Consider the following 24862-nt stretch of genomic DNA (forward strand, 5'->3'; position numbering starts at 1 on the left):
CACGCAAAGCTTCAGGCGGCCGCGGGTTGTCTTTCGCTGCTCCGCTCGGCGGTCTCGGGCTCGCCGCCCGCCGCCTCCAGCAGCAGCCGCTCCATCGTGCGCAGCCGCCCCGGCGTCTCGATCTTGTCGCCGATCAGGTCGGTCACGTAGAAAACGTCGATCGCCCGTTCACCATAAGTGGCGATATGCGCCGAGTGGATCGTCACCTTGGCCTGGAAAAGCGCGCGGGCGAGTGCGTATAGCAGCGCCGGCCGGTCGCCGGCATTGACCTCCACCACCGTGTAGCGGTTGGACGCATTGTTATCGACCAGCACGTTGGGCACGGTCTCGAAGGCATGGGCGCGCGTGCGCGGCGCGGGCTTGGCCGCAAGCTTGGTCGCCATCTGGTTGCGCGCCGCCAGTGCATCCTCGATCCCGCGGGCGAGCCGGTCGAGCCGATGCGGATCGTCAAACGCCTGGCCGAACGGATCCTGCACCAGGAAATTGTCGATCGCCATGCCATCACGGGTGGTGTGGATGCGGGCATCGATAATGTTGCCGCCGGCGAGATGGATCGCGCCGGCGATGCGATAGAACAAGCCGGGATGATCGCCGGCATAGATGCTCACCAGGGTTGCCCCGCGCTGCGGGTCGGCCTGCGCGACGATCGACAGCGGATTGCCCGCGGCGTCGGCTGCCGCGATCTGGCCGGCATTGCGCTCGAGTATATCGATGCCCTCGGCGACCCAATAGCTCTCGGGAAAACGCCTGGCGAAGGCCTCGAAACGGTCGCGCGGCCAGCCGAGATGGCTTTCCAGCTCCGCTCGCTTGGCGGCGACGCGTTCGCCGCGGCCGCGCTGCTTGTGACCCAGCCGGAGCACCTCTTCGGCCGCGTCATAGAGGTCGGTGAGCAGCTGGCGCTTCCAGCCGTTCCACACGCCCGGGCCGACCGCGCGGATGTCGACGATCGTCAGTGCCAGCAGCAGCCGCAGCCGCTCGGGGCTTTGTACGATCGCGGTGAAATCCAGGATCGTCTTGAAATCGGACAAATCCCGCTTGAACGCGGTCGCCGACATCAACAAATGGTAGCGCACCAGCCAGGCGACCGTCTCGGTCTCGGCAGCGCTCATACCGAGGCGGGGGCAGAGCTTCTCGGCGACCTGAGCACCGAGGATCGAATGGTCCCCGCCCCGCCCTTTGGCGATGTCATGCAGCAGCACCGACACGTATAATGCGCGGCGCGACACGATCTGTTTGAAGATTTTCGACATGAGCGGATGGTCTCCGCTCAATTCTCCCTTTTCGATGCGCGAGAGCAGGCCGATCGCGCGCAGCGAATGTTCGTCGACCGTATAATGATGATACATGTCGAACTGCATCTGCGCGACGACGCGGCCGAAGTCCGGCATGAACCGCCCGAACACCCCCGCCTCGTTCATCCAGCGCAACACGCGCTCGGGGCTGCGGGGCGAGGTCAGGACGTCGAGGAACAGCGCGTTGGCCTTCGCGTCCTGCCGTAAATTGCCATCGATCAGGCGAGCGTCGCGCCCGGCCTGGCGCATGGTGAGGGGGTGGATCTCCAACCCATGGCGATCGGCGAGCGCGAACAGGTTGATCAACTGCTTAGGGTCGGCGGCGAAGAAGCCGTCATTCGGCGCCCGTAGCCGCCCGCGATCGAGCAGGAAACCGTCCAGCTTGCGCGGCCGCCGCTGCAAATGCGGCAGCCCGAAGCGGCGCCCGCGGCCGGCGAACTCCTCGTCGAGATGCGCCAGGAACACCGCGGTCAGATCGCCGACCTCCTTCGCGGTCAGGAAATAATGGCGCATGAAGCGTTCGACCGCGCTGCGCCCGGGCCGATCGGCATAATGCATCCGGGCAGCAATCTCCGCCTGGACGTCGAATGTCAGCCGGTCCTCGGCGCGCCGCGCGAGGATGTGGAGATGACATCGCACGGCCCACAGGAAATTCTCGGCACGGCGGAAGCGGCGCAGTTCGTCGGCAGTGAACAGCCCCTTGTCGACCAGTTCGGCGACGTTGCGCACCTTGTAGACATATTTGCCGATCCAGAAGAGCGTGTGCAGGTCGCGCAACCCCCCCTTGCCCTCCTTGAGGTTGGGCTCGACCACATAGCGGCTGTCCCCCATCCGCTCATGCCGTGCGGTGCGTTCCAGAAGCTTGTTCGTGACGAAGGTGCGGGCGGTGCCGGCCTGCACCTCGCGGTCGAAGCGCGCGGCGCCCTCATCGTAAAGTTGCTGGTCGCCCCACACATAGCGCCCCTCCAGCAGGGCGGTGCAGATGGTGAGGTCGCTCTTTGCCATGCGCACCATGTCGTCGAGCGATCGGCTCGAATGCCCGACCTTCAGGCCGAGATCCCACAACATGTAGAGCATCGATTCAATGATCTGTTCCGCCCAGCCGGTCTGCTTCCACGGCGTCAGGAAGGCGATGTCGATATCGGAATGGAGCGCCATCTCGCCGCGCCCGTAGCCGCCGACCGCCACCAGCGTCAGGCGCTCGCCCTTGGTCGGGTGATTGTTGGGATAGAGCCGCTGCACCGTGAAATCGAAGCACAGCCGCAAGAGCTGATCGGTGAGAAAGGCATAGGAAGCCGCAATTTCCGCGCCACGGCTAGGATGTTCGGCCAGGCGGCGCGCGATTTCGGTGCGGCCTTTTTCGAGCGCATCCCGCAACAGGGGGGTGGCAGCGGCGCGCAAAACGGCCGGCCCCTCGCCTCCCAGGGCCGCCAGCGCGTCCGCAAGTGCGCGCCGATCGATGATCGCGCGGCGCTGCGGCAGGGCTTCGAAACGTGTGGCCATGGCCTGCAGATAAGGATTGTTGCCGCCCGCGTCACCCGGATCGGAAAATCGGCGGGGCGCGGTCGCGGCAAGGCGCTCAACGGTTGGTGATCGCCAGCACCAGAATCGAGCCGATCAGCGCGCCGAGCCCGAGCAGGAAGATGCGGTCGGCCCATTTTTCGGTGACGGCGGCGCGCCGTTCGTGGCGCAGCGCCAAGTAAGACAGGAGGCAACTGGTCGCGAGGCAGATCGCCGCCAGCCACGCAATCTCGTCGGCGAAGTTCTTGTCGGCGACGTGGCTGACATTGAGGCCGGCAATGATGACCAGCGCGATCCCCAGCAGGTTGGACGCTGCGTTCAGAATATGGCTAGGGCGCTGCATGAGCGGGGCCTTGGCCAAGGGCGGATTGCCGCGTCATGAACCGCCGTCGGCGAGCAGCGCCTTGAGACGATATAGCAGATCGAGCGCCTCGCGCGGGGTCAGCGCGTCGGCGTCGATCCCTGCCACCGCTTCGCGCAACGGATCGGACCGCGCCTCTTCGACCGCCGCAGCCGCGGCAAACAATGGCAAGTCGTCCAGCCCCGCGGCCAGCCCGCCGGTGGCCGCCCTCCCTGCCTCCAAGCGCTTCAAGACGTCCTTGGCGCGCGCGACCACCGCCGGCGACAGGCCGGCGAGGCGCGCAACCGCAAGGCCGTAGCTTCGATCGGCGGGACCGGAGGCGACTTCATGCAACAGCACGAGCTCGCCCTTCCATTCGCGGGCGCGAACATGGTGCAGGCTCAGCGCGTCGAGCCGTTCGGCCAGCCGCGTCAGTTCGTGATAATGGGTGGCGAACAGGCAGCGGCACTTGTTGATGTCGTGCACCGCTTCCACCACCGCCCAGGCGATGGCGAGGCCGTCATAGGTGGAGGTGCCGCGCCCGACCTCATCCAGAATGACGAAGCTGCGCTCGGTTGCCTGGGCAAGGATGGCCGCCGTCTCGACCATCTCGACCATGAAGGTCGAGCGGCCGCGCGCGAGATTGTCGGACGCGCCGACGCGGCTGAACAGGCGGTCGCACAGGCCCAGCGTCGCCGTGGCGGCGGGGACGAAGCTGCCCGCCTGCGCGAGGATGAGGATCGCTGCATTCTGGCGCAGGAAGGTCGACTTGCCGCCCATATTGGGGCCGGTGACGAGCCATAGCCGGTCATGCTGGCCGAGCCGGCAATCGTTGGCGACGAACCGTCCGCCCGACAAAGCCACGGCATTCTCGACGACGGGGTGCCGCCCTTCGGTCACCTCCAGGCAGGGATGGTCGACCAATGCCGGCCGGCACCACCCCCCTTCGGCGGCACGTTCGGCCAGACCTGCGGCGACATCGAGGCGCGCCAGCGCATCGGCGGTGACGGCGATTTCCCGCGCATGGCCCAGCGTGAGCGCGGTCAGCTCCTCGAGATGAGCGGCCTCCGCCGCCAGCGCGTGGCTGCCCGCCTGCCCTACTTCGCTGGCATGGTCGTGCAATTCGGGTGCATTGAAGCGGACGACTCCGGCCAGGGTCTGCCGGTGGGTGAAACCCGAGTCCGCGCGCATCAGCGGATCGGCGACCTTGGCCGGCACCTCGACATGGAAACCCAGCACATTGTTGTGGCGGATCTTGAGCTGGGAAATGCCGGTCGACGCGCGATAGCGCGCTTCCAATGCGGCGATCGCGCGCCGCCCCTCTCCGCCGCGTGCGCGCAGGGCGTCGAGCGCGGCATCATAGCCCTCGGCGATATAGCCGCCCTGGGCAGTATCGATCGGCGGCGCCGGCACCAGTGCGCGCTGGAGACGGTCCACCAGTTCGCCATGCCCGAGGAAGGCGGGCAGCAGCCGGGTCAGCAGCGCCGGGCGGGGTGCGACGCTCAGCATCTCGTGCAGCCGGTAGCCCTGATCGAGGCCGTCGCGCAGCTGACCGAGATCGCGCGGGCTGCCGCGCCCGGCGGCGAGCCGGCCGAGCGCCCGGCCGATGTCCGGCAGCGCCCGCAGCGTCGCCCGCAACCGCGCGCGCAGATCGCCATCGTCATGGAGGAAGCCGACCAGATCGAGCCGTTCGTCGATCGTGGCGCGATCCGTCAGCGGCGCGGCCAGATCGCCGCCGAGCAGGCGCGCGCCGCCGCCGGTGACCGTCCGGTCGATCGCGTCGAGCAGGCTGCCCTTGCGGCTGCCATTGGTCGCGCAGACGATTTCCAGGCTCTCGCGCGTCGCGGCGTCGATCATCATGTGATCGGCGGCGGCACGGCGCACGGGCGGTTGGAGGAAGGGCAAGGCGCCCTGCCCCGCCCGCTCAAGATAAGCGAGCAGGCCGCCGGCGGCGCACAATTCGGCACGGCTGAACGCGCCCCAACCATCGAGCGTCGCGACATTGAACAGAGATTTGAGCCGACGCTCGGCAGCATTGCTGTCGAATCCACCGGCGATGGTGAGCGCGTGATCCGTCGCCAGATCGAAATTTTCCGGCACGACCACTTCGGCCGGGCCGAGCCGGGCGAGCTCGGCGTCGAGCGTGGTCGCGCCGAGGCTGGCGATCTCGAAGCGGCCGGTCGAAATATCCGCGGCGGCGAGCCCCAGTGCGCCGCCGGCCTGCGCGACCGCGACCAGCCAATTGGCGGCGCGCGCATCGAGCAGCACCTCCTCGGTCAGCGTGCCAGGGGTGACGATGCGCACGATCGCACGGCTGACCAGCGCCTTGCCGCCGCGCTTGCGCGCCTGCTCGGGGCTCTCCGTCTGCTCGGCGATAGCGACGCGGTGGCCGCCTTTGATCAGCCGGGCGAGATAGGCTTCGTGGCTGTGGACAGGCACGCCGCACATCGGGATCGGTGCCCCGTCATGTTCGCCACGCGCGGTCAACGCAATGTCGAGCGTGGCGGCGGCGAGCCGGGCATCCTCGAAAAACAATTCGAAAAAGTCGCCCATCCGGTAGAAGAGCAGGCAATCGGGCGCCTCGGCCTTGAGCGCGAGATATTGCGCCATCATCGGGGTTGGTTCGCCGCTCACCGGCGCAGGCTTAGCGGCTGCGGGCCGGCGAACGGAAGGGAGATTCGCTTGACCGGCCGGCAGCGAGCGGCCAGCTTGCGGATATGTCAGGCCCAGCATCCGAAACGACGGTCACGGTGGTTTTCACCGCCGAACAGATGGCGGCGATCGACGCATGGATATCCCGCCATGACGATCCGAAACCGGATCGCGAGGAAGCGGTTCGCCAGCTTATCGCGGGACGCCTTGGCGCGGACGAAGAGCATCATTCGACGATCCTGCCGAATTTCACGACCGGACGCGATATCGTCTGACGATCAGGCGGGATTGCGCTTGAGGCTTTCTTCCATGCGCTGAAGCTGCTCGGCGCTGGCCGGCTGCTGGTGCTGTGCCTTCCATTGGGCATAAGGCATGCCGTAGACATGCTCCCGCCCTTCGGCACTGGTCAGCGTTCCATGGGACGCTTCCGACAGCCAGTCGCCCAGGCAATTGCGGCAGAAGCCCGCCAGCCCCATCAGATCGACATTCTGCGCGTCGGTGCGGTGCTGAAGATGTGCCACCAGGCGGCGGAAGGCGGCGGCGGCAGTGGCATCGTCGATTTCTGGCATTTCTGACTTCTATCCGTTTCCCGCCGAACGGGAAACTCACCCTACGGCTTTGGGACCGGCCATGCCCAGATCAGCACGTTTGCGAGGAGGACCAAGGCCGCCACCAGCATCAGCACGCCCTGGCGCTTTTCGGCTCGATTGACCACGATCCAGCCGCCGCCCAGCGCGAGCGCGAAGACGGCCAACATCGAAATGGAAAGAAGCGCCGGGTCAGTCACGGCCGGCGCTTCGGATCAATGCTTCTTGCCGCGCCAGATGTTGCGGTAGGCGCCATAAGCGAAAGCGGTGGCGAGCAGCAGGTAACCCAGCACGACCAGGCCCCAGCGATGCCGGTTCTCCAGCTTCGGCTCGGCCGCCCACATCAGGAAGGCCGAGGCGTCCTGCGCCATCTGATCGACCGACGCCTTGGTGCCGTCGGCATAGGTCACCTGACCATCGGCGACGAGCGGCGGCGGCATCGCGATGTTGAGGTTCGCGAAATAGGGATTGTAATACAGGCCCGGCGGCGTCTTGGCGTCGGGGAATTTCTTGAGGAGCTCCGCCGGCTGCGGCTGATAGCCGACCAGGATGGAGTGGATATAGTGGGCGCCACCCTCGCGGGCCTTGGCCAGCAGCGACATGTCGGGCGGAAGCGCATTGTTGTTCGCCGCGCGCGCCGCCGTTTCGTTGGCGTAGGGCGACGGGAAATAGTCGCTCGGGATCGCCTTGCGGGTGGTCGCCTCGCCGGTGTCGGGATTGATCGAGGGAACCTCGGTCTTCCACTGCTTGGCGAGCGCCTTCACCTCCGGCTTGCTGAAACCGATCTCTTCGAGATCGCGGAAGGCGACCAGCTTCATCGAATGGCAGGCGGAGCAGACTTCCTGATAGACCTGGAAGCCGCGCTGGAGCTGCTGACGGTCATATTTGCCGACCGGACCATCGAAGGAGAAGCTGACCGGCTTCGGCTCACGATGGAATTCGTGGGCGGCCGATCCTGCCTCCGCCTCACGCGGCGTGGAAATGAACCCCCAGGCGAGCGCGAGCAGGAAGCCGAGCCCGACCAACGGAGCGAGTAACGGGGCGAAAAAGCGGAGCATCGTTTGTTTCCCCCGGCTCAAGCTGTCTGCGAACCGAAAGGCGCGCTCTCGGCTTCTTCGCCGTGCAGCACCGATTCCGAGATCGAGTTAGGCAGGGGCAACGGCTTCTCCAGATGCGAGACGATCGGCAAAATGATCAGGAAGTGCGCGAAATAATAAGCGGCGCAAAGCTGGCTCAGCATGACCACGCCCGCCGAGGGCTCGGCCTGGCCAAGATAGCCGAGCGCGATCACGTCGAGCACCAGCACCCAGAAGAACCAGCGATAGGTCGGCCGGTAATTGGCCGAACGTACCGGCGAGCGGTCGATCCACGGCAGGAAGAACAGCAGCAGGATCGAGCCGAACATAGCCACCACGCCCCACAGCTTGGCGGGAACCCACAGGAAGTTGCCGGTGAAGGCCTTGAGGATCGCGTAGAAGGGCAGGAAATACCATTCGGGAACGATGTGGGCGGGCGTGGAGAGCGGGTTGGCCTGGATATAATTGTCCGGGTGACCCAGCAGGTTCGGCCAGAAGAACAGCAGGCTTGCGAACACGATCAGGAACACGCCGACGCCGAAGCCGTCCTTGGCGGTATAATAAGGATGGAAGGGCACCGTATCCTGCGGCCCCTTCACCTCGACGCCGGTCGGGTTGTTCGAACCCGGAATATGCAGCGCCCAGATGTGGAGGATGATCACGCCGGCGATGACGAACGGCAACAGATAATGGAGCGAGAAGAAGCGGTTGAGCGCGGCATTGTCCGGTGCGAACCCGCCGAGCAGCCAGGTGTGGATGGGATCGCCGATGATCGGGATCGCGGAGAAGAAGCCGGTGATGACCTGCGCGCCCCAGAAGCTCATCTGGCCCCACGGCAGCACATAACCCATGAAGGCAGTGGCCATCATCAGCAGGAAGATGACCACGCCGAGCAGCCATACCATCTCGCGCGGTGCCTTGTACGAACCGTAATACAGGCCGCGGAAAATGTGGATGTAGACGACGATGAAGAACATGCTCGCGCCGTTCATGTGCATATAGCGCAGGAGCCAGCCGGAATTGACGTCGCGCATGATGCCTTCGACCGAGTTGAAGGCCATGTCAGCATTCGACGCATAATGCATCGCCAGCACGATGCCGGAGATGATCTGGATGGTGAGCGCGAGGCCCGCCAGCACGCCGAAATTCCAGAAATAATTGAGGTTGCGCGGCACCGGATAACCGGCGCCGACGGCGTTGTAGACGAGGCGCGGCAGCGGCAGCTTCGCGTCGATCCACTTGGTAAAACCGTGCTTCGGTTCGTAATTTTCAGCCCAGGGGAAGCTCATTCGTCTCTACCTCAACCGATCTGGACGATGGATGCCGACTTGAAGGCATATTCGGGGACCTGCAGGTTCTTCGGCGCCGGGCCCTTCCGGATGCGGCCGGCCGTGTCATATTGCGAGCCGTGGCAGGGGCAGAAATAGCCGCCGAAATCACCACGATTCTCGCCCGGCGTCACACCCAGCGGGACGCAACCGAGGTGCGTGCAGACCGCCATCGTGATCAGCCAATTTTCCTTGCCCGGCTTGGTACGCTGGGCGAGCGTTTCCGGGTCACGCAGCGTCGACGCCGGCACCGCGTTTGCTTCGCCGACTTCCTTGGCGGTGAGGCGGCGGACGAAGACCGGCTGCTTGCGCCAGGCGACCTTGATGCCCGAGCCTTCGGCGATCTTGGAAATGTCGACTTCGATCGAGGCGAGCGCGAGCACGTCCGCCGAGGGATTCATCTGCGTGACCAGCGGTACGACGACCGCGGCCGCGCCGATGCCGGCAAAACTTACGGCAGCGATATTGAGGAAGTCGCGGCGGCGCGGGCCGGCGCCTGCCTCTTCCTCTGCCCCGATTACCGGGGGGCGCTGATTGGGATCGCCAACATAATCGGACGCCACCATTCGCGAGAAACCCTTTGCTCTGAACCCTATTCGCCGCGCGAGGACGTGGCGACGCCGGCCTGAAGTGCGGCGATTGCGGCGCTGATAGACGCGCATCGCGGCCTTTGCCAAGCGTCGTTTGCGGATCGGCATGTCGGCTTGTCATAACAAGCGCGCGCGGGCATCGGCTGGCACCATGACAAGACAGCCGGAAATCACGCTCGATGGCGAGCAGCGGCAGGCCCGCGACTGGTTCGAAACCTTGCGCACCCGCATCTGCGCGGCATTCGAAAGTATCGAGCGAGAAGCGGGCAGCGACGCGGCCTTCATCTTCACGCCGTGGGACCGGGAAGGCGGCGGCGGCGGCGTGCGCGGCGTGATCAAGGGACGCGTTTTCGAGAAAGCCGGGGTCAATGTCTCGACCGTCGCGGGCGAGTTCGCGCCGGAATTTTCCCGCACGATCCACGGTGCCGACGAAGATCCGCGCTTTTTCGCGACGGGCATCAGCCTGGTCGCGCATATGGCCAATCCGCATGTGCCGGCCGTACACATGAACTGCCGCTTCCTCGCCACCACCAAGCGCTGGTTCGGCGGCGGCGCCGATCTCAACCCGCCTTTGCCGCAGCAGCAAGACACCGACGATTTTCACGCGGCGTTCCGGGCGGCATGTGATGCCCACCCCGGCCCCGGCGACTATCCGCGCTATGCCAAATGGGCGGAGGATTATTTCTATATCCCGCACCGCAAGGTTCATCGCGGCGTCGGCGGCATCTTCTTCGATCATCTCGAAGGCGACTTCACTACGAACTTCGCCTTCGTTCGCGCCGTCGGCGAGACGTTCCTCGACATCTTCCCGCGAATCGCCCGACGCCGGATGGGTGCGGCGTGGAGCGAGGCGGACCGTGCCGCGATGCTCGCCTTTCGAGGCCGCTATGCCGAATTCAACCTGGTCTATGACCGCGGAACCTTATTCGGGCTCAAGACCGGCGGCGATGTCGATGCCATATTGATGAGCCTGCCGCCCGTGGCGACGTGGAGCTGATCCCGTGCTGACGCCAGTCCTACCTGGCGAGCTTGCGGCGGTAGTTACATCGCTCGAGATGCGCGAGCGTCCCCGCCCGCGCCCCCTCCCCGCCTCCCCGCTCCGCCTCGCGCGCTGGAAGGAGCCCGGCGCAGACGCCTATCGCACCTTGTTCCGACGCGTCGGCGCACGGTGGCTGTGGTTCTCGCGGCTGCTGCTCGATGATGACGCGCTGTTGGCAATCATTCGCGATCCGCAAGTGGAGGTCAGCGCGGTGCTCGACCGCGCCGGCGTCGAGATCGGCCTGCTCGAGCTCGATTTCCGCGTTGCCGGCGCATGCGAGATCGCCTTTTTCGGACTTGTCCCAGAGCTTGCCGGCAAAGGCCATGGCCGATGGCTGATGGCGCAGGCGCTGGCGATGGGCTGGAGCAGGCCGATCGCGCGGATGTGGGTTCACACCTGCACGCTCGACCATCCCTCGGCGCTCAATTTCTATCGTGCCCAAGGCTTCCAACCGTTCGCGCGAGCGGTGGAAACGTTCGCCGATCCCCGTCTGCTGGGGATATTACCGCGCGAGGCGGCGCCTCAGCTGCCCTTGATCGCGCCGTCGAGCTGACGAAATATCCCGACCCCGAGCAGGTTCAGACCCAGCGTCGCCACTGCCACCAGCGCTCGGACGAAGACCGCATTAAGAGCGACACCTAATTCGGACGCGCCGATCGCCTTGCCGAGCAATAGGAGCACCGAACCGACCGCGCTCGAGAGCGCCAGCATCACGATGAATGCGCCCAGCAAATAGAAAATGATCGTCGCGAAAAGACGCCAAAACGTGCCGGCGGTCATGATCCAGCTTTCCCGTATCGCTGAGATCGGGCCGATGTGGCGGTGGACAATCATCGGCATCAGCAACACCAGCCGCACGCCGACGAAGATGCTGAGGCCGATCACCAGGCCAAACAGGAAGGCCTGAACGCCGAGCGGGGCGAGCCGCGACATGCCCAATAATATCGCGACCGCCATTGCGGCGGCGATCAACAACAGCTGGCTGCCGACCAGTACGGCCAGACGGCGTAACGCCAGCAACAATGCTTCCTGCACGCTGATCCCGGGCGCAAGCGCCAGCGCCGTGATCGTCAACCCGCCGATGCTGCCGAGCAGATAGAAGATCAGCATCAGCGGCAAAAGCCAGCGTATCACACTCAGCGCCAGCACCGCGTTGTTGGTTTGCACGGCCGCGGACAACGTGGCCGAGGCGGAGGCCGGAACCAGGAAGTCGAACAGCAAAGGAGGAAAGGCGATGAACGCGAATGCGACCGGCAGCAAAAGCCGCCATTCGCGCGCAAAGAAACGTTGCGCCCAGAGATAGGCCTCCTCGATCGAAAACGACTTCACCAGCTCACTCCTGTTCGCGGGCGGCTTATCGTCGGCGAATCCGGCAAAGGCAATCGAGGCCTTGCTTGCACCCGAGGCAAAGCCTCGCCACATGCTCGGACGGATGACTGCCCTCCCTGACCAGATCGAATGGCGGGTTTCGCCGGGACTGACTGACTACGCCGACGCGCTGGCGGAGATGGAGACGCGAGCGGCTGCGATTCGCGCCGGGACGGCTTCAGAACTGGTCTGGCTGCTCGAACACCCGCCGTTGATCACCAAAGGCACCAGCGCGGCGACAGACGAGTTGCTGGAACCGGGCCGCTTCCCAGTCCACGATGCAGGACGTGGCGGCCGCTATACCTATCACGGACCAGGTCAGCGGGTGGGCTATGTGCTGCTCGACCTCGAAGCGCGCGGCCGCGATGTTCGCTGCTATGTCGCGAGCCTGGAGAAATGGCTCATCGAAACGCTCGCGCGGCTGGACGTGGAAGCGCGCAAGGCGCCTGGCCGGATCGGCATCTGGGTTGACGATCTGGACGGTCGCGAAGCGAAGATCGGCGCGATCGGGGTGCGGGTGAAACGGTGGGTAACGCTCCACGGCTTCGCGCTCAACATCGATCCCGACCTGTCGCATTTCTCAGCGATAGTCCCCTGCGGAATCGCCGAATTCCCCGTCACCAGTCTCGCCGCATTGCAGCGCAATGGCACCCGCAATGACCTCGACGCCGCGTTACGCCAAGGATTCCCTGAATTTCTTCAATCGCTTGAGCGACCCCTCATTCGGCCTTGAGGCCTCGTCACATTGTGGTAAGGTCGCGCCTGATTTGGGGTAATGGTCAACAAACCCGGTCCAAATCGATATTCTAGGGAGTCTGACATGCGAGACATCATCAAGAAGACCACTGCTGTTGCGATGGTCGCTGCGGCCGCTTTGGCCCTTTCGGCCTGCAAGAGCGAGACCACCAACACCACCGAGAACGTGTCGATGACCGACATGAACGCTGAGGGCAGCATGAACGACATGGCTGCTACCGACATGAATAGCGGCATGAGCGCCGACACGAACAGCGGCGCTATGTCCGACAACAGCATGATGGGCGACAACACCTCCAACATGGAGTGATCGCCCGGCCACTGGCCAGGAGAAAGGGCCGCCCGGCAACGGGCGGCCCTTTTTTATTGGGCTGATGAGATCGGCAGGTTCAGTTGGACGCCATTTGGACCGGCTTACCGTCCAGCCCGGCAAGCACCCGACGGTCGTAACCGTACGGATCGCTGTAGGTCGTGATCCCGCCGGCCTCGTCCGCATCGGCCGTGAAGTAAACGATATAGACCGGCCATGTTTTCGGCAGACGCAGGGTGGCGGTCTGCGAACGGGCAAGCGCCTGGTCAAGCTGAGCTTCGTCGCCACCATTGCTCATCAGCTCAGCGGCCAGCCGGTCGATATCCTTGACCCGAACGCAGCCGTGGCTGAGCGCGCGTTCCTCACGCGTGAAGGCTGCCTTGGCATTGGTGTCGTGCAGGTAAATCGCCTGGTCGTTGGCCAGGTTGAACTTGATGCGGCCAAGGGCATTGCGCGGCCCCGGCGGCTGGATCACCGAATAGCCGCCTGCGCTTGCCTTGAAGATGAAGCCGCCGCGGCCCGGCCGTAGATTCGACTTCCTGATGATGCTCTGCGGCACATACCAGGACGGATTTACAACCAGCGAGCCCGTCGGGCTTACCATTTGCGGCGTCGGCGTATCGCGCGCCCCGACCACCACGTCGTAGGACGACAGTTGCACATTATCGTCGATCACCTTCAGGCGGTAGCTCGGCACGTTGACGTAGAGATAGGTCGTGGCGATCGTGCGCGGCATCCAGCGCCAGCGCTCCATGTTGACGCGCAACCGGTCGCGTTCGGCGCCGGTGGGCGTGTCGGCAAGCGCCGTCCTCAGCGCCTGATAACGCTGATCCGACGGCAGCAGAGCCTGGAGGAATTCTCCAACCTTGCCCGTCTCGATCGCCGCGTCGAGGCGCGCGGGAAGCTGGGCTTCCTCATCGGCCGAGCGGCGGATCATCCACTGCATGTCGGCGCGATCGGCGACCCGGCCGAAATAATAATCATGCGCCAGCGCCAGCGCGGACGAGGTTGCCAGCGCGTCGAGCGCAGGGCCCTGCCCCCCCTGCGCGGCGCGGCGCAAGGCCGCGAGGCCGTAGTCGGCGGGATTGAGCCCCTCAGCGCGAGACGCTTCGATCGCCTCGATCAATTGACCGGCCGTAGCGCTGCTCCACCGGCCGGCGACAGGGGCCTGCTCGACGGCAACACTGCCGGGCTGCGCTTCAGCCGCGCCAGGCGCGGCGCCGGTCAACGGCACAAGCAGCGCTGCTGCTGCGGCGGCGGCAAGCCAGCCTGGAACAAGGTATGATCTCGGCGGATTATTACGCATCGCTACACTCCCTGACTATGGCGGGGGTAACGCACGATTGAATTACGCGATCCGTACTTTTGTTACTTGTCAATAACAGACATTAAAAAAACCGGCGGTGTCGCCACCGCCGGTCGCAGAATAACATCGGTTCGTCGACGAAACGATCGTCAGAGCGAGGCTTCCAGCCAGCCCTTCAACTGACTCTTCGGCGCGGCACCGACCTTGGTCGCGGCCGGGGCCCCGCCCTTGAACAGGATCATCGTCGGGATGCCGCGCACGCCGTAACGGCCGGGTGCGTCCGGATTTTCGTCGATGTTGAGCTTAACGATGGTGACTTTCTCACCAAGCTCGTCCGACAATTCTTCCAGCGCCGGCCCGATCATCCGGCACGGGCCGCACCACTCGGCCCAGAAATCGACCAGCACCGGCCCTTCGGCCTTGAGCACGTCGTTTTCCCAGGATGTGTCGGTGATCTTCTTGGTCGCCATCGCGCAATCTCCATGAAACTCGTTGGATCAGGATGTAGGCAGGAGCGCCGCCCCACTCAACCATTGGGGATAAGCATTTGCTCCGCGCCACCAAAGCCGGGCTTGTGCGCCGCCAGCAGCGAGGGCGACAATGCGATCAGGCTCGGCCCCGATGTATAGAGCAAGGCCGCCTCGATCATATGATCGGGAAAGATGGTCGCGAGTGCGGCGGCATAGGCCGCCATCTGTCGGAGATGATGCTCCGGTACCGCCGCCTCACCCGCCGGGACGCGCTGGCCGGTCTTGAAATCGACCAGCAGGACGCGCCCGTTCGCCACCAGGAGCCGGTCGACCGTGCCGCTCACCACAATCCCGTCGGGCAGCACCGCCGCGATCGGCGCTTCGGCCAGCGCCTGTGGATCGAACAGCCCGGCATAAGCCGGGTCCGCGATGATGCCGCACACGTCGCGCAGCAGCGCCTGCCGTTGCGCCGCATCGGCCACACCGGCAGAGCGCTCGAGCCAGCGCTCGCCGGCAGCGACGCGGTCGCCGGCGGGAAGCGCCGGCAGGCGCTCGAACAAGGCGTGCAGCAACCGGCCGCGCGCGGCGGCCTCGATCAAGGCCGGTCCCGGCGGCGGATCGGCGACGCGATCCTCCCCCAAGGAGGAGGGCGCGAGCGGACGCGGCGGGCGGCTCTCCTGCGGGGCAGCACGACGCAGCCAGTCGGGAAGGACGATGTCGGCGGCCGCCCGTTGCATGCCGACACGCGCAGCGCCCCTTCGCTCCCCACCGGCAAAGCAGCGTGCGGCGCCCCAACGCGGGTCCGCCTGATCGAGCGCGCCGAGCGTGTCGAGTGCGCGCTCGAGTTCGGCATACCAGCTTTCGGGCGGGGCCTGGCCGCGCGCCCGCGAACCGAGCGCGCCGCCGATCACAAGCATTTCCTCGGCCCGCGTCACCGCGACATATAGCAGCCGCCAATGCTCTTCGCGCTCGCGCTTCTCGGCCGCGCCGAGCGCTTCGGCGAGCGAACCGGCGAGCTCAGCCTTGCGCGGGCGGAACACGGGCAGTTTTTCGGCACCCTCGGTCAGCGGCCAATGGATCGAGCCCGCGCGGGACGCATCGGGATCGCCCGCAGCATCAGCCAGCACAACCAGCGGCGCCTGCAGCCCCTTGGCGCCGTGCACCGTCATCACCCGCACCGCATCGAGCGGTGCCGACGGATCGCGCGTCACCTCGACCTCGTCGCGATCGAACCAGTCGAGAAAGCGTTGCAGGGTCGGTGTCGCCTCGCTCTCGAAACTGAGCGCGGCATTGAGCAATTCCTCGATCGGATCGCGCGCCTCATTGCCCAGCCGCCGCATCAGCCTGCGTCGCCCGTCGAGCGGGCCTGAGAGAATGTTCTCCAGAAATTGGTAAGGGGTGGTGAGATCGGCGCGGGCCAGCAGATGGCGCAGGCCAGAAGCCGCACCATGGTCGGCCATTGCACTCCACAAACTGCCGCCGCGGCCGAACGCGGCGGCATAGAGGTCGTCCTGGCTAAGGCCGAACAATGGCGAAACCAGCAGGTTGGCGAGATTGAGATCGTCCTCCGGCTGAAGCACGAAACGGATCGCCGCCATCAGATCCCTAACGGCCAGCGGAGCGTCGAGCCGCAAGCGATCCACGCCGGCGACGGGCACGCCCTCGGCGTGGAGCCGCGCCACGATCAGCGAGGCAAGATCGCCGCGCTTGCGCACCAGGATGAGCACGTCCTCCGGCCGCAACGCCCTTCCCCGCCCGGCGAGCCACAACGGCTGATCGAGCCATTCGCGCACCTGCCCGGCCAGCCGCGTCGCGAAATCGCGTGCGGCATCGTCGATCCAGCCCTCTTCGCCATCATCCTCGGCTTCGGTCCCAGCGGCGAGCGAGACCGGCTTCCACAAGGTGACGGTGCCCGGAAGATCAGCGCGGGCACTGCGGTGCGGTTCGGCCTTGTCGAGCAAGCCCAGCCGCTCGGTGCCGAGCTGATCGACCAGCTGATCCACCACCGCCAAAATGGGTGGTGTCGAACGGAAGGAGCGATCGAGCGACAGCCGCTCGAGATTGCGTCGCCCCTCTTCGGCGGCGCGCGCGAAATGTTCGCGCGCGGCCGCGAAAGCCATCGGGTCGGTGCCCTGGAAGCCGAAGATCGCCTGCTTGAAATCGCCGACCGAAAAGATCGTCCGGACCGCCTGCGCATCCGGTTCTTCGGTGAAGAACTCCTCCGCCAGCGCGCGCACGATCCGCCACTGCGCGACATTGGTGTCCTGCCCTTCGTCGACCAGGATATGATCGGTGCCGCGGTCGAGCTTGTAGCGGATCCATGGGCCGACGCCCGGCTGCTCCAGCAACTTCGTGGTCAAGCGGATAAGGTCGTCGAAATCGACGGCGCCCTGCGCGCGCTTGGCGGCCACGTAAGCCTGCGAATAGGCCTGCCCGGCGCGCAAGCCGGCAGCGAGCATGGCGGACAGCTCGGCACGCGCACGCAGGCCGATGAGCAGGTCGATCGCTTCCGCAAGCTGCGCGCAATTGCCGTCATGGTCGGGATCGCAGCCGAGCAGCTTAGCACTGAACGAGCGTGGGTCGCCCGATTTGGTGCGGGCGATGCCGATCAATATGTCGAGCAGGCCCGCGCGTGCCGCCGGATCGGCAGCGAGGAAAGCGGCGGCGATGTCGGCATGTTCGAGCCCTGTCTTGGTTCCCCAGGCGCGATTGGCATCGATGATCCGGCGCAAGGTTGCGCAATCGAACTTGTCCTCTGCACAGGCTTGCTCGATCGCGGCCTCGACATCGCCCAACGGCACATCCAGCGCCATCCGCACGCGCGCTTCGATGCCCTCGCGCGGTCCGAGCGCCGCCAGGGCGTCGGGCGCGCGGGCGCAGAGCGAGAGATAGCGTTCCGCTTTCTCCTCCCCCAGACGACGGCTTAGTTTCTGGATGTCGCCGATCAGCCCGAGATCGCCGCCGCGCTCGGCGGCAACGAGCAGGGCGCCCAAAGTCGCGCGCGCCAAAGCCGCTTCGGCGCGGCCCTCGAGCGGCTTGAAGCCGGGTGTCAGCCCCGCCTCGGTCGGGAAGCCGGCGAGCAAGGTCTGGCAGAAGGCATGAATCGTCTGAATGCGCAGTCCACCGCCCGGCGCGTCGAGGACACGCGCGAACAGGCGGCGCGCCTTGCGGATCGCCTCGCCATCATAAGGCTCTGCCAAGGCGTAGAGCTCCCGGCCGAGATCCTGGTCCGACATCCGCACCCAGGCGGCGAGCCGCCCCTGGATCCGCTCGGCCATTTCGGCGGCGCCGGCCTTGGTGAAGGTCAGGCACAAGATGGTCTCGGGCGAGGCGCCGTTGAGCAGCAGCCGCAGCACCCGCGCGGTCAGCACATGCGTCTTACCGGTGCCGGCCGAGGCCGACAGCCACACCTGGCTTCCCGGCCGCGAGGCTGCCTTCTGCGCACCCTCCAGCGGCTTCAGCGGGGCTAGCCGATTGCTCATGCCGCCTCGCCGGCCGGCCCGCGGCCATACCATTCGTCGAGCCGCATCAGCTGATCGTAATCGCCATAAGGCGCATATTCGGGGTGGAGCCGGGCGATGAAGGGTGCATCGGCCTTCAGATATTGCTCGACCGCCCCCGTCAGCACGCGCGCCGCCCGGCTGGTGAAATCGGCGGAGTCGATCCCATCGCCCTGCTTGTTCAGGCCGACCGGGCTGGTCACGTAGCCGAGCGTGCGGTCCTTGCCCGCGGCGAGCGACCAATATTCGAAGGCCGTGGGAACGCCGCTCAGCCCCTCGAACCCGCCCTGTTCGGCGATCAGGCCGAGCAGGCCGAGCTGCATCGAATAGCCTTCGGCCACGGCGCGTTTGGAAGGCGGCTTGCCGGTCTTCCAGTCGACGATCGCGAGCGTGCCGTCCGCCAGCCGATCGATCCGATCCACCGTGCCTTCCAGCCGGATGCCTGCCACGTCGATTACGCCCTTGCGCTCGGCCGCAATCGGGCGCCGCCCTGCGGCCAGCCCGTCGCGAACTTCGCCGGCGACCCAGTCAATCGCTTCCAGCAGGCGCGGTGCCCATAAGGCGCGCAGCACCGGATGGGCGGCGGTCTCCCGCAGCAGCTGCTCGGCGCGCGGGCGCAGGCGATCGGGGTCGCAATCGTCCTGCTTGATCCACGCTTCGAACACGGCGTGCACCGCGCTGCCGCGCCAAGCCGCGCTCGGATCGGCGTCGACGCTGTCCCAGGCGCGCAGGCGCAGCATCGTATCGGCATAAAAAGCGTAAGGATCCGCCTTCAGCCGATCGAGCTTCGTGACGGCGAGCCGCGACGGCCGATCGGCGACCGGGGGGCGCGGCGCCGGCCGCGCAGCCGGAGCGAAATCAGGGGGACGATCCAGCCCAGCGGCCCAGCGCTCCAATGTCCGGTGCGGTGCGACCCCGCCCGTCATCGCCACCAGCCGCAACCAGAAACGCGATGCCACCGCCGGTGCCCGCGCGTCACGGCGCGCGCGGGTCAGCAATACTTCCGGGCCGCCGAGCCCTGCCGCGAATTGCTGCGCCTCCAGCCCAATGCGCCGCTCCAGTCCCGGTAGCCCGAGCGTCGCCCGGATGGCGGGCGCGAGCCACGGATCGGGCGCAGGCAAGGAGGGCCACACGCCCTCGTTCAGCCCGCCGAGCACGACCAGGTCCGTCTGCTGCAGACGCGCCTCGATCAGGCCCCAGATGAACACGCGCGGATGGCCGCCCTGCGGCGGGCGGACGGCAACGGCATCGGCCAAGGCCTGAAGGAAGGCCGGCAAGGCGCGTGCCTCGATCGCGCGTGGGCCATCCTCGGCGCTGGCCTGAAGCCCGGCGATCAGCTCGGCGGCAGCACGGCCGGCGGGGCGGCTCCATGCCTCGTCACCGGCGAGTGCGGTCGACGCGGTAACAATTGCATCGAGCAGATCACCTAACCGCGGCGCCGACACCGCAAAGGCGGCTTCCAGGGGCTGTAGTAACGGAAGAATGTCGCGCCACCTTTCGAGCGCCGCCTCGCGCGGCCGGCGCGTGCGATCATCGCCCTCCTCCAAAAACCGGGTGATCTCGACCAGGCCGGGGCCTGGGCGAGGACCGCGCAGCGCCCGATCGAGCAGGCGGACGCCATCCAGCCATTCGAGCCTGTGCTCGCCCGCCCGCACCAGCGGATGCTTGAGCAAGGCCAGCAAGGCCACCGGCGCGAATGCCTCCGCCGCGGCATCGGCGATCGCGCTCAGTAAGGTGCCTGGCGGCGTACGCGACAGCGGCCGGCCGGCGGAATCATCGGCTTCGATTCCCCATCGCCGCAGGTGCGCGGCGACACGGCCGGCGAGCGCGCGATCCGGCGTGACCAAGGCGGCGGTGCGTCCCGGCATTTCGACGCTCTCGCGCAGCGCGATCGCGATGGCCTGCGCTTCCGCTGCGGGATTGGGCAGCTCGATCGCGCGCACCCCCGACAAGCGCCGCGCGCGCGCGGGCAGGCTCTGCCATTTGTCGGTGAATGCGGCCGGCGTCATCGCATTGCCTGCTGCGCGCGCGCGATCGGGCGAGGCGCCGTCGCGCCCCGCGCGCCATGGCCGCACCTCGGATCGGGCCACACCCATGCGGTCGAGTAATTGCTTGAGAGCATATTGGGGATGCGTCTCGACCGGTCGTTGGCCCTCCGCGCCACCTAGCGCTTCCCATTCAGCCTCGGGCATCGCGCGGTCGAGCCCCGCCAGCACGACCCGCCCTTGCGGAAGGCGCGCGATCCGCCGCAGCAGGCGCGCAACCGCAGGGGCGGCGACGGTGATGCCGGCGGCGACGATCAGTCCTTCGGGCGGCTGCTCGCTCCAGCGCCGCTCGGTCAAGGTCAACAGCCGGTTGCGGCGATCGGCCAGGTCGATGCGGTTGCGCCGCGCCAGCTCTTCGGGCCAGCGACGCAACACGATCTGCAGGATCTCGAGCGACGCCTGCCAATGCTCGGACAGCTCGCCCGGCACCGCATCGGCCAGCCGCGCCGGCGGCACGCCCTCGACAATCATCTGGTCGAGCGTGCCGGCGAGGTCGGCGGCGAGCCGCACCGCCTCGACCGGTTCGATCGGATCCGCCTTGCGCGCCTCGCCGATCAGGCGAGCAAGGATCAGCTGGCGTGCAAGCGGATCGATTGCGGGAGGAATGGCGTCGTCGCCGGCGGGATCGAACAGCGGCCCGATGCGATCGTCGAGTTCGGGATCCCCGATCGAGACCAGCCGTGGCAACAGCAGCCCGCCCTCGGCCCGGCGGACGAACGCATCCGTGATCGCGCGCTGCGCACGGTTATTGGGGAGCAGGACGATCGCGCGCGCCAATGCCAGTCGATCGCCCCTGGCACGTGCCAGCAAGCCCGCCGCCAGTGCATCGGCAAAGCCGCGATTGATCGGGATGGTATAGACCGAGGGATGCGGCGCGGCGGGCACAGAGGCCGGTCTAGCAGAAGATGCGCTCAGGTCAGCCCCAGGATCGCTTCGGTCCTGGCTATGGCCGGCGGGGTTCCGACATCGAACCATAAGCCTTCATGGACGAGGCCGTAGACACGCCCTTCGGCGATCGCCCGGTTCCATAGCAGGTTCATCGAGAAGGCGCCGTCAGGCGCATTGGCGAACAGCCGCCGCGAGACGATCTGAACACCGGTATAGACGAAAGGCGCGGGTTTGCCGGGCGCGCGGCGCGTCAGGCGGCCCTGCGGGTCCATCCGGAAATCCCCTGCCCCGCCGTGGCAGTGCGCCTGCGCCAGCGGCACGACCAGCAGGAGCGCATCCATCGCCGCCTCGTCCCAGCGATGGGCGAGCAAGCGGATGGCGTCGATCGGTCCATCGACCCAGAGATTGTCGCTGTTGACGATCAGGAAGGTCTCGTCCTCGATCAGCGGCAGCGCGCGGGTCACGCCGCCGCCCGTTTCCAGCAAATGTCCGCGCTCATCCGAAATCAGGATATCCAGGTCGGGACATCGGTCGCGCAGGTGCGCTTCGACCGCATCCGGCAGATAATGGACATTGACGACCGCCCGCTGGATGCCGGCGGCACGCAGCCGATCGAGCACGTGATCCAGCAAAGGCTTGCCCGCCACCTCGACCAGCGGCTTGGGCCGCGTGACCGTCAGCGGCCGCATTCGCGTACCGAGCCCGGCTGCCAGCACCATTGCGGTACGGATTGGGCTGACCGTGCCCGCTCCGGGCCGAAGCGGGCGATAGGTCATGCGCGCGGCTCGGCCCAGAATGCGGCGCGTGCTTCGACGGGGACGTGCGCGTCGAACCACGCCTTGACCGGCGCCAGGGCTGGATGGGCCAGGTCGCGCTCGAGATAGCGCCACATGCGCGGCTGGAATGCGAGGTAGCGTGGCTTCCCGTCGCGCTTCCACAAGCGGGTGAAGATACCGAGGATCTTCGCGTTCCGCTGCGCGCCCAGCAAAGCGTAAGCGGCATCGTCGACATGGCCGTACCGCGCGAGCATCGCCGCTTCCAGCTCGGGCGACACGTCGCGGCGCGCGTCCTGGAGCAACGACACGAGATCATAGGCCGGATGACCGGCCAAGGCGTCCTGGAAATCGAGCAGGCCGAGGCTGCCGTCGGGCAGGAGCATGATATTCTCGGCATGATAGTCGCGGAGCACCGTGGTCGACTGATGGCTCGCGATCGGGGCCAGCGCCTCGTTCCACGCCTGCTCATAGCCGCCCGGCAGATCCAGGCCCACCGCGGGCATATACCATTCCGCGAACAGGCCCGCCTCGCGCTGGTAAACCGCCATGTCGTAAGGCGCGAGTTCGTGGCCGGCAGGATGGCGATGCAGTTCACGCAGCAGGTCGATCGCCTGGCTGTAGATCTGCTGTTCGCGCGCGGGCTCGGCATCCAGCATCTCGCGCATGCGCGCGTCGCCGAAATCCTCAAGCAGGATCAGCCCCTGATCGACGTCGCGCGCCAGCACCCTGGGCGCCGCAAAGCCAAGCCGATGCAGATGATCGGCGACGGCGAGGAAGGGCCGGACATCCTCTTCCGGCGGCGGCGCGTCCATCAAGACGGCGGTGCCACCATTGCCGAGAACACGGAAATAGCGCCGGAACGAGGCATCGCCGGCCAGCGGCACGATCTGCGCGCCGCTCCAGCCTGCCTGGTTGAGGAAGTGCGGCGCGGTCGCCGGAGGGATCATGATCGGAGCGGCGGCCATCGGCCTTCCCATGCCGCCGGTGCGGCCCAAGTCAAGCGCCGCCCGCCACTCGGTTCGGGTTCCAGGGTCAATCGCAGCGCATCCGGCCAGAGAGCGACGCCCATCCGCTCCGGCCACTCGATCAGCAACGCCGTGTCGCCGCGCGCGTCGTCCAGGCCGAGCTCGGCGAGCTCGCCGGGCTCGTCGATCCGGTAGAGATCGACATGCCAGACGGGTGTCAGCACGTCCGGCGGCGCATAGGCGATCACCAGGCTGAAGCTTGGACTGGGGGCTTCCTCGCCAAGGCCGAGCGCGGCCAGCACGCCGCGCGCGAGACTGGTCTTGCCCGCGCCCAAAGGGCCTGACAGCGCAACCACGTCGCCCGGTTGCAGCACGCCGGCCAACGCCGCGCCAAGTGCATCGGTCTCGGCCGCGTTCGCCAGTGAGATGGTACCGCTCCGCATCAGCGCTTCGCCCTCGCCCCAACGAAAACGGGGGTGATGCTGAACATCACCCCCGCAAAGTCCGCACGCTTGATAGCGCGAGGAAGTGCCGATCAGTAGCGGTAATGATCGGGCTTGAACGGGCCCTGCTGCGACACGCCGATATAAGCGGCCTGCTTGTCGGTGAGCGTGGTCAGCTTGACGCCGAGCTTCTCGAGGTGGAGGCGCGCGACCTTCTCGTCGAGATGCTTGGGCAGGACATAGACCTGGTTCTGATACTGACCGGGGTTGGTGTAGAGCTCGATCTGCGCCAGCACCTGATTGGTGAAGCTGGACGACATCACGAACGACGGGTGGCCGGTGGCGCAGCCGAGGTTCACGAGGCGGCCCTTAGCGAGGACGATGATCTGCTTGCCGTCGGGGAATTCGACCAGGTCGACCTGCGGCTTGATCTCGTTCCACTTGTAGTTCGACAGAGCTGCGATCTGAATCTCGCTGTCGAAGTGACCGATGTTGCAGACGATCGACATCGGCTTCATCGCCTTCATGTGATCGGCGGTGATGACGTCGGCATTGCCGGTCGCGGTCACGAAGATGTCCGAGCGGGTGACCGCCTCTTCCATCGTCACGACCTCGAAGCCCTCCATCGCCGCCTGCAGTGCGCAGATCGGATCGACTTCGGTGACGAGCACCCGCGCGCCGCCGTTGCGGAGCGACTGGGCCGAGCCCTTGCCGACATCGCCGAAGCCGGCGACGGTCGCGACCTTGCCCGCGAGCATGACGTCGGTGGCGCGGCGGATCGCGTCGACCAAAGATTCCTTACAGCCGTAGAGGTTGTCGAACTTCGACTTGGTCACGCTGTCATTGACGTTGATCGCGGGGAAAGGCAGCTCGCCCTTCTTGGCGATCTCGTACAGGCGGTGGACGCCGGTGGTAGTCTCTTCGGAGACGCCCTTGATCGCCTTGACGGTCTGGGTGAGGTAGCCGGGCTTGGCGGCGACGAACGCCTTCAATGCGCGGTGGAATTCGACTTCCTCGTCATTCTCCGGCTCGGCGAGCGTACCGCCCGCTTCGAGCTTGGCGCCGAGCAGGGCGAACATGGTGGCGTCGCCGCCATCGTCGAGGATCATGTTGCAGGGCTCATCGCCCCAGTCGAAGATGTTGCCGACATAATCCCAATATTCGGCCAGCGTCTCGCCCTTGACGGCGAACACGGGGATACCGGCAGCGGCGATCGCGGCGGCGGCATGATCCTGCGTCGAATAGATGTTGCACGACGCCCAGCGCACTTCCGCACCGAGCGCGGTCAGCGTCTCGATCAGCACCGCGGTCTGAATCGTCATGTGGAGCGAGCCGGTGATGCGCGCGCCCTTCAAGGGCTTCGACACGCCATATTCCTCGCGCAGCGCCATCAGGCCCGGCATTTCGGTCTCGGCGATCTGGATCTCCTTGCGGCCCCAGCCGGCGAGCGCGATGTCATGGACCAGATAGTCGTTAAAGCTTTCGACAGCGGCGGTGGCCACGAGGTATTCTCCTAGGGATAGAAAGTGCGCCGCTCGCAAGCGGCCTTCGGCGCGCCCTAGCGATTGTGGCGGCCGGAAGCAATATAAAGAAAGCTTTATATCCGCTCC

Annotated in this window: 22 protein-coding genes; 5 read left to right on the forward strand and 17 right to left on the reverse strand. The window is 66.4% G+C overall.

Annotated features, from left to right (window positions below; genetic code table 11):
- Window positions 1-11 precede the first annotated feature (11 nt).
- The 3 genes from DX905_RS01850 to mutS all read right to left on the reverse strand — a co-directional run bounded on the left by DX905_RS01850 (window position 12) and on the right by mutS (window position 5766).
- On the reverse strand, window positions 12-2795 hold the full coding sequence (locus tag DX905_RS01850; protein ID WP_116089813.1) for a [protein-PII] uridylyltransferase: 2784 nt from the start codon (window positions 2793-2795) through the stop codon (window positions 12-14).
- A 76-nt stretch (window positions 2796-2871) separates the two neighbouring features.
- The gene (locus DX905_RS01855) at window positions 2872-3156 is read right to left on the reverse strand and encodes a hypothetical protein (protein ID WP_116089814.1); all 285 of its coding nucleotides are present in this window, start codon (window positions 3154-3156) and stop codon (window positions 2872-2874) included.
- Between the two features lie 33 nt (window positions 3157-3189).
- Window positions 3190-5766, reverse strand: coding sequence for a DNA mismatch repair protein MutS (gene mutS / locus DX905_RS01860; RefSeq protein WP_116092250.1), 2577 nt, complete (start codon window positions 5764-5766; stop codon window positions 3190-3192).
- 104 nt (window positions 5767-5870) lie between these two features.
- Between mutS and DX905_RS01865 the strand changes: the two genes are divergently transcribed.
- Window positions 5871-6080 carry a hypothetical protein gene (locus DX905_RS01865; RefSeq protein WP_116089815.1) on the forward strand — a complete coding sequence of 70 codons (210 nt, stop codon included), beginning with the start codon at window positions 5871-5873 and terminating at the stop codon, window positions 6078-6080.
- A 3-nt stretch (window positions 6081-6083) separates the two neighbouring features.
- Here DX905_RS01865 and DX905_RS01870 read toward each other — a convergent pair whose 3' ends face one another.
- The 5 genes from DX905_RS01870 to petA are packed head-to-tail and all read right to left on the reverse strand — an operon-like array spanning window position 6084 to window position 9362.
- Complete coding sequence (locus DX905_RS01870; RefSeq protein WP_116089816.1) at window positions 6084-6374, reverse strand: DUF1244 domain-containing protein; 291 nt, start codon at window positions 6372-6374, stop codon at window positions 6084-6086.
- Between the two features lie 41 nt (window positions 6375-6415).
- Entirely contained in the window at window positions 6416-6592 is a 177-nt protein-coding gene (locus DX905_RS15890) for a hypothetical protein (protein WP_162875385.1), read from the reverse strand.
- A gap of 15 nt (window positions 6593-6607) precedes the next feature.
- Window positions 6608-7450, reverse strand: coding sequence for a cytochrome c1 (locus DX905_RS01875; protein WP_116089817.1), 843 nt, complete (start codon window positions 7448-7450; stop codon window positions 6608-6610).
- A gap of 17 nt (window positions 7451-7467) precedes the next feature.
- Entirely contained in the window at window positions 7468-8757 is a 1290-nt protein-coding gene (locus tag DX905_RS01880) for a cytochrome b (protein ID WP_116089818.1), read from the reverse strand.
- An 11-nt stretch (window positions 8758-8768) separates the two neighbouring features.
- Window positions 8769-9362, reverse strand: coding sequence for a ubiquinol-cytochrome c reductase iron-sulfur subunit (gene petA, locus DX905_RS01885; RefSeq protein WP_116092251.1), 594 nt, complete (start codon window positions 9360-9362; stop codon window positions 8769-8771).
- Window positions 9363-9537: 175 nt separating this feature from the next.
- Here petA and hemF point away from each other — a divergent pair, with 175 nt between their 5' ends.
- Window positions 9538-10383, forward strand: a complete 846-nt coding sequence (gene hemF, locus DX905_RS01890; RefSeq protein WP_116092252.1) for an oxygen-dependent coproporphyrinogen oxidase — start codon at window positions 9538-9540, stop codon at window positions 10381-10383.
- Between the two features lie 58 nt (window positions 10384-10441).
- The gene (locus DX905_RS01895; protein ID WP_116089819.1) at window positions 10442-10978 is read left to right on the forward strand and encodes a GNAT family N-acetyltransferase; all 537 of its coding nucleotides are present in this window, start codon (window positions 10442-10444) and stop codon (window positions 10976-10978) included.
- Here DX905_RS01895 and DX905_RS01900 read toward each other — a convergent pair.
- The gene (locus DX905_RS01900) at window positions 10948-11754 is read right to left on the reverse strand and encodes a glycerophosphoryl diester phosphodiesterase membrane domain-containing protein (RefSeq protein ID WP_162875413.1); all 807 of its coding nucleotides are present in this window, start codon (window positions 11752-11754) and stop codon (window positions 10948-10950) included. The two genes, DX905_RS01895 and DX905_RS01900, sit on opposite strands and share 31 nt — an antisense overlap.
- Before the next feature lie 103 nt (window positions 11755-11857).
- Here DX905_RS01900 and lipB point away from each other — a divergent pair, with 103 nt between their 5' ends.
- Together lipB and DX905_RS01910 are read left to right on the forward strand one after the other, a co-directional pair.
- Window positions 11858-12526 carry a lipoyl(octanoyl) transferase LipB gene (lipB, locus tag DX905_RS01905; protein WP_116092253.1) on the forward strand — a complete coding sequence of 223 codons (669 nt, stop codon included), beginning with the start codon at window positions 11858-11860 and terminating at the stop codon, window positions 12524-12526.
- Window positions 12527-12613: 87 nt separating this feature from the next.
- Window positions 12614-12859, forward strand: a complete 246-nt coding sequence (locus DX905_RS01910; protein ID WP_116089821.1) for a hypothetical protein — start codon at window positions 12614-12616, stop codon at window positions 12857-12859.
- A gap of 79 nt (window positions 12860-12938) precedes the next feature.
- Here the strand turns inward: DX905_RS01910 and DX905_RS01915 are convergent, their stop codons facing one another.
- From DX905_RS01915 to ahcY, 8 genes are all read right to left on the reverse strand, one after another.
- Window positions 12939-14165, reverse strand: coding sequence for a L,D-transpeptidase family protein (locus DX905_RS01915; protein WP_116089822.1), 1227 nt, complete (start codon window positions 14163-14165; stop codon window positions 12939-12941).
- Window positions 14166-14314: 149 nt separating this feature from the next.
- Window positions 14315-14635 carry a thioredoxin TrxA gene (gene trxA, locus DX905_RS01920; RefSeq protein ID WP_116089823.1) on the reverse strand — a complete coding sequence of 107 codons (321 nt, stop codon included), beginning with the start codon at window positions 14633-14635 and terminating at the stop codon, window positions 14315-14317.
- A gap of 56 nt (window positions 14636-14691) precedes the next feature.
- A complete protein-coding gene (gene addA / locus DX905_RS01925; RefSeq protein ID WP_116092254.1) occupies window positions 14692-18117 on the reverse strand; it encodes a double-strand break repair helicase AddA in 3426 nt (1141 codons plus the stop codon).
- A complete protein-coding gene (gene addB, locus DX905_RS01930) occupies window positions 18114-21065 on the reverse strand; it encodes a double-strand break repair protein AddB (protein WP_240320681.1) in 2952 nt (983 codons plus the stop codon). The genes addA and addB overlap by 4 nt, the downstream gene beginning before the upstream one ends.
- A gap of 26 nt (window positions 21066-21091) precedes the next feature.
- Window positions 21092-21844: a nucleotidyltransferase family protein gene (locus DX905_RS01935; protein WP_116089825.1), complete on the reverse strand. Its 753-nt coding sequence runs from the start codon at window positions 21842-21844 to the stop codon at window positions 21092-21094.
- Complete coding sequence (locus DX905_RS01940; protein WP_116092255.1) at window positions 21841-22791, reverse strand: aminoglycoside phosphotransferase family protein; 951 nt, start codon at window positions 22789-22791, stop codon at window positions 21841-21843. The genes DX905_RS01935 and DX905_RS01940 overlap by 4 nt, the downstream gene beginning before the upstream one ends.
- A complete protein-coding gene (gene tsaE, locus DX905_RS01945) occupies window positions 22788-23252 on the reverse strand; it encodes a tRNA (adenosine(37)-N6)-threonylcarbamoyltransferase complex ATPase subunit type 1 TsaE (RefSeq protein WP_116089826.1) in 465 nt (154 codons plus the stop codon). Before tsaE ends, DX905_RS01940 begins: the two co-directional genes overlap by 4 nt.
- A gap of 92 nt (window positions 23253-23344) precedes the next feature.
- The gene (gene ahcY, locus DX905_RS01950; protein ID WP_116089827.1) at window positions 23345-24754 is read right to left on the reverse strand and encodes an adenosylhomocysteinase; all 1410 of its coding nucleotides are present in this window, start codon (window positions 24752-24754) and stop codon (window positions 23345-23347) included.
- Window positions 24755-24862 lie beyond the last annotated feature (108 nt).

The sequence above is a fragment of the Sphingomonas crusticola genome (assembly GCF_003391115.1).
GTDB classification, from domain to species: domain Bacteria; phylum Pseudomonadota; class Alphaproteobacteria; order Sphingomonadales; family Sphingomonadaceae; genus Sphingomonas_I; species Sphingomonas_I crusticola.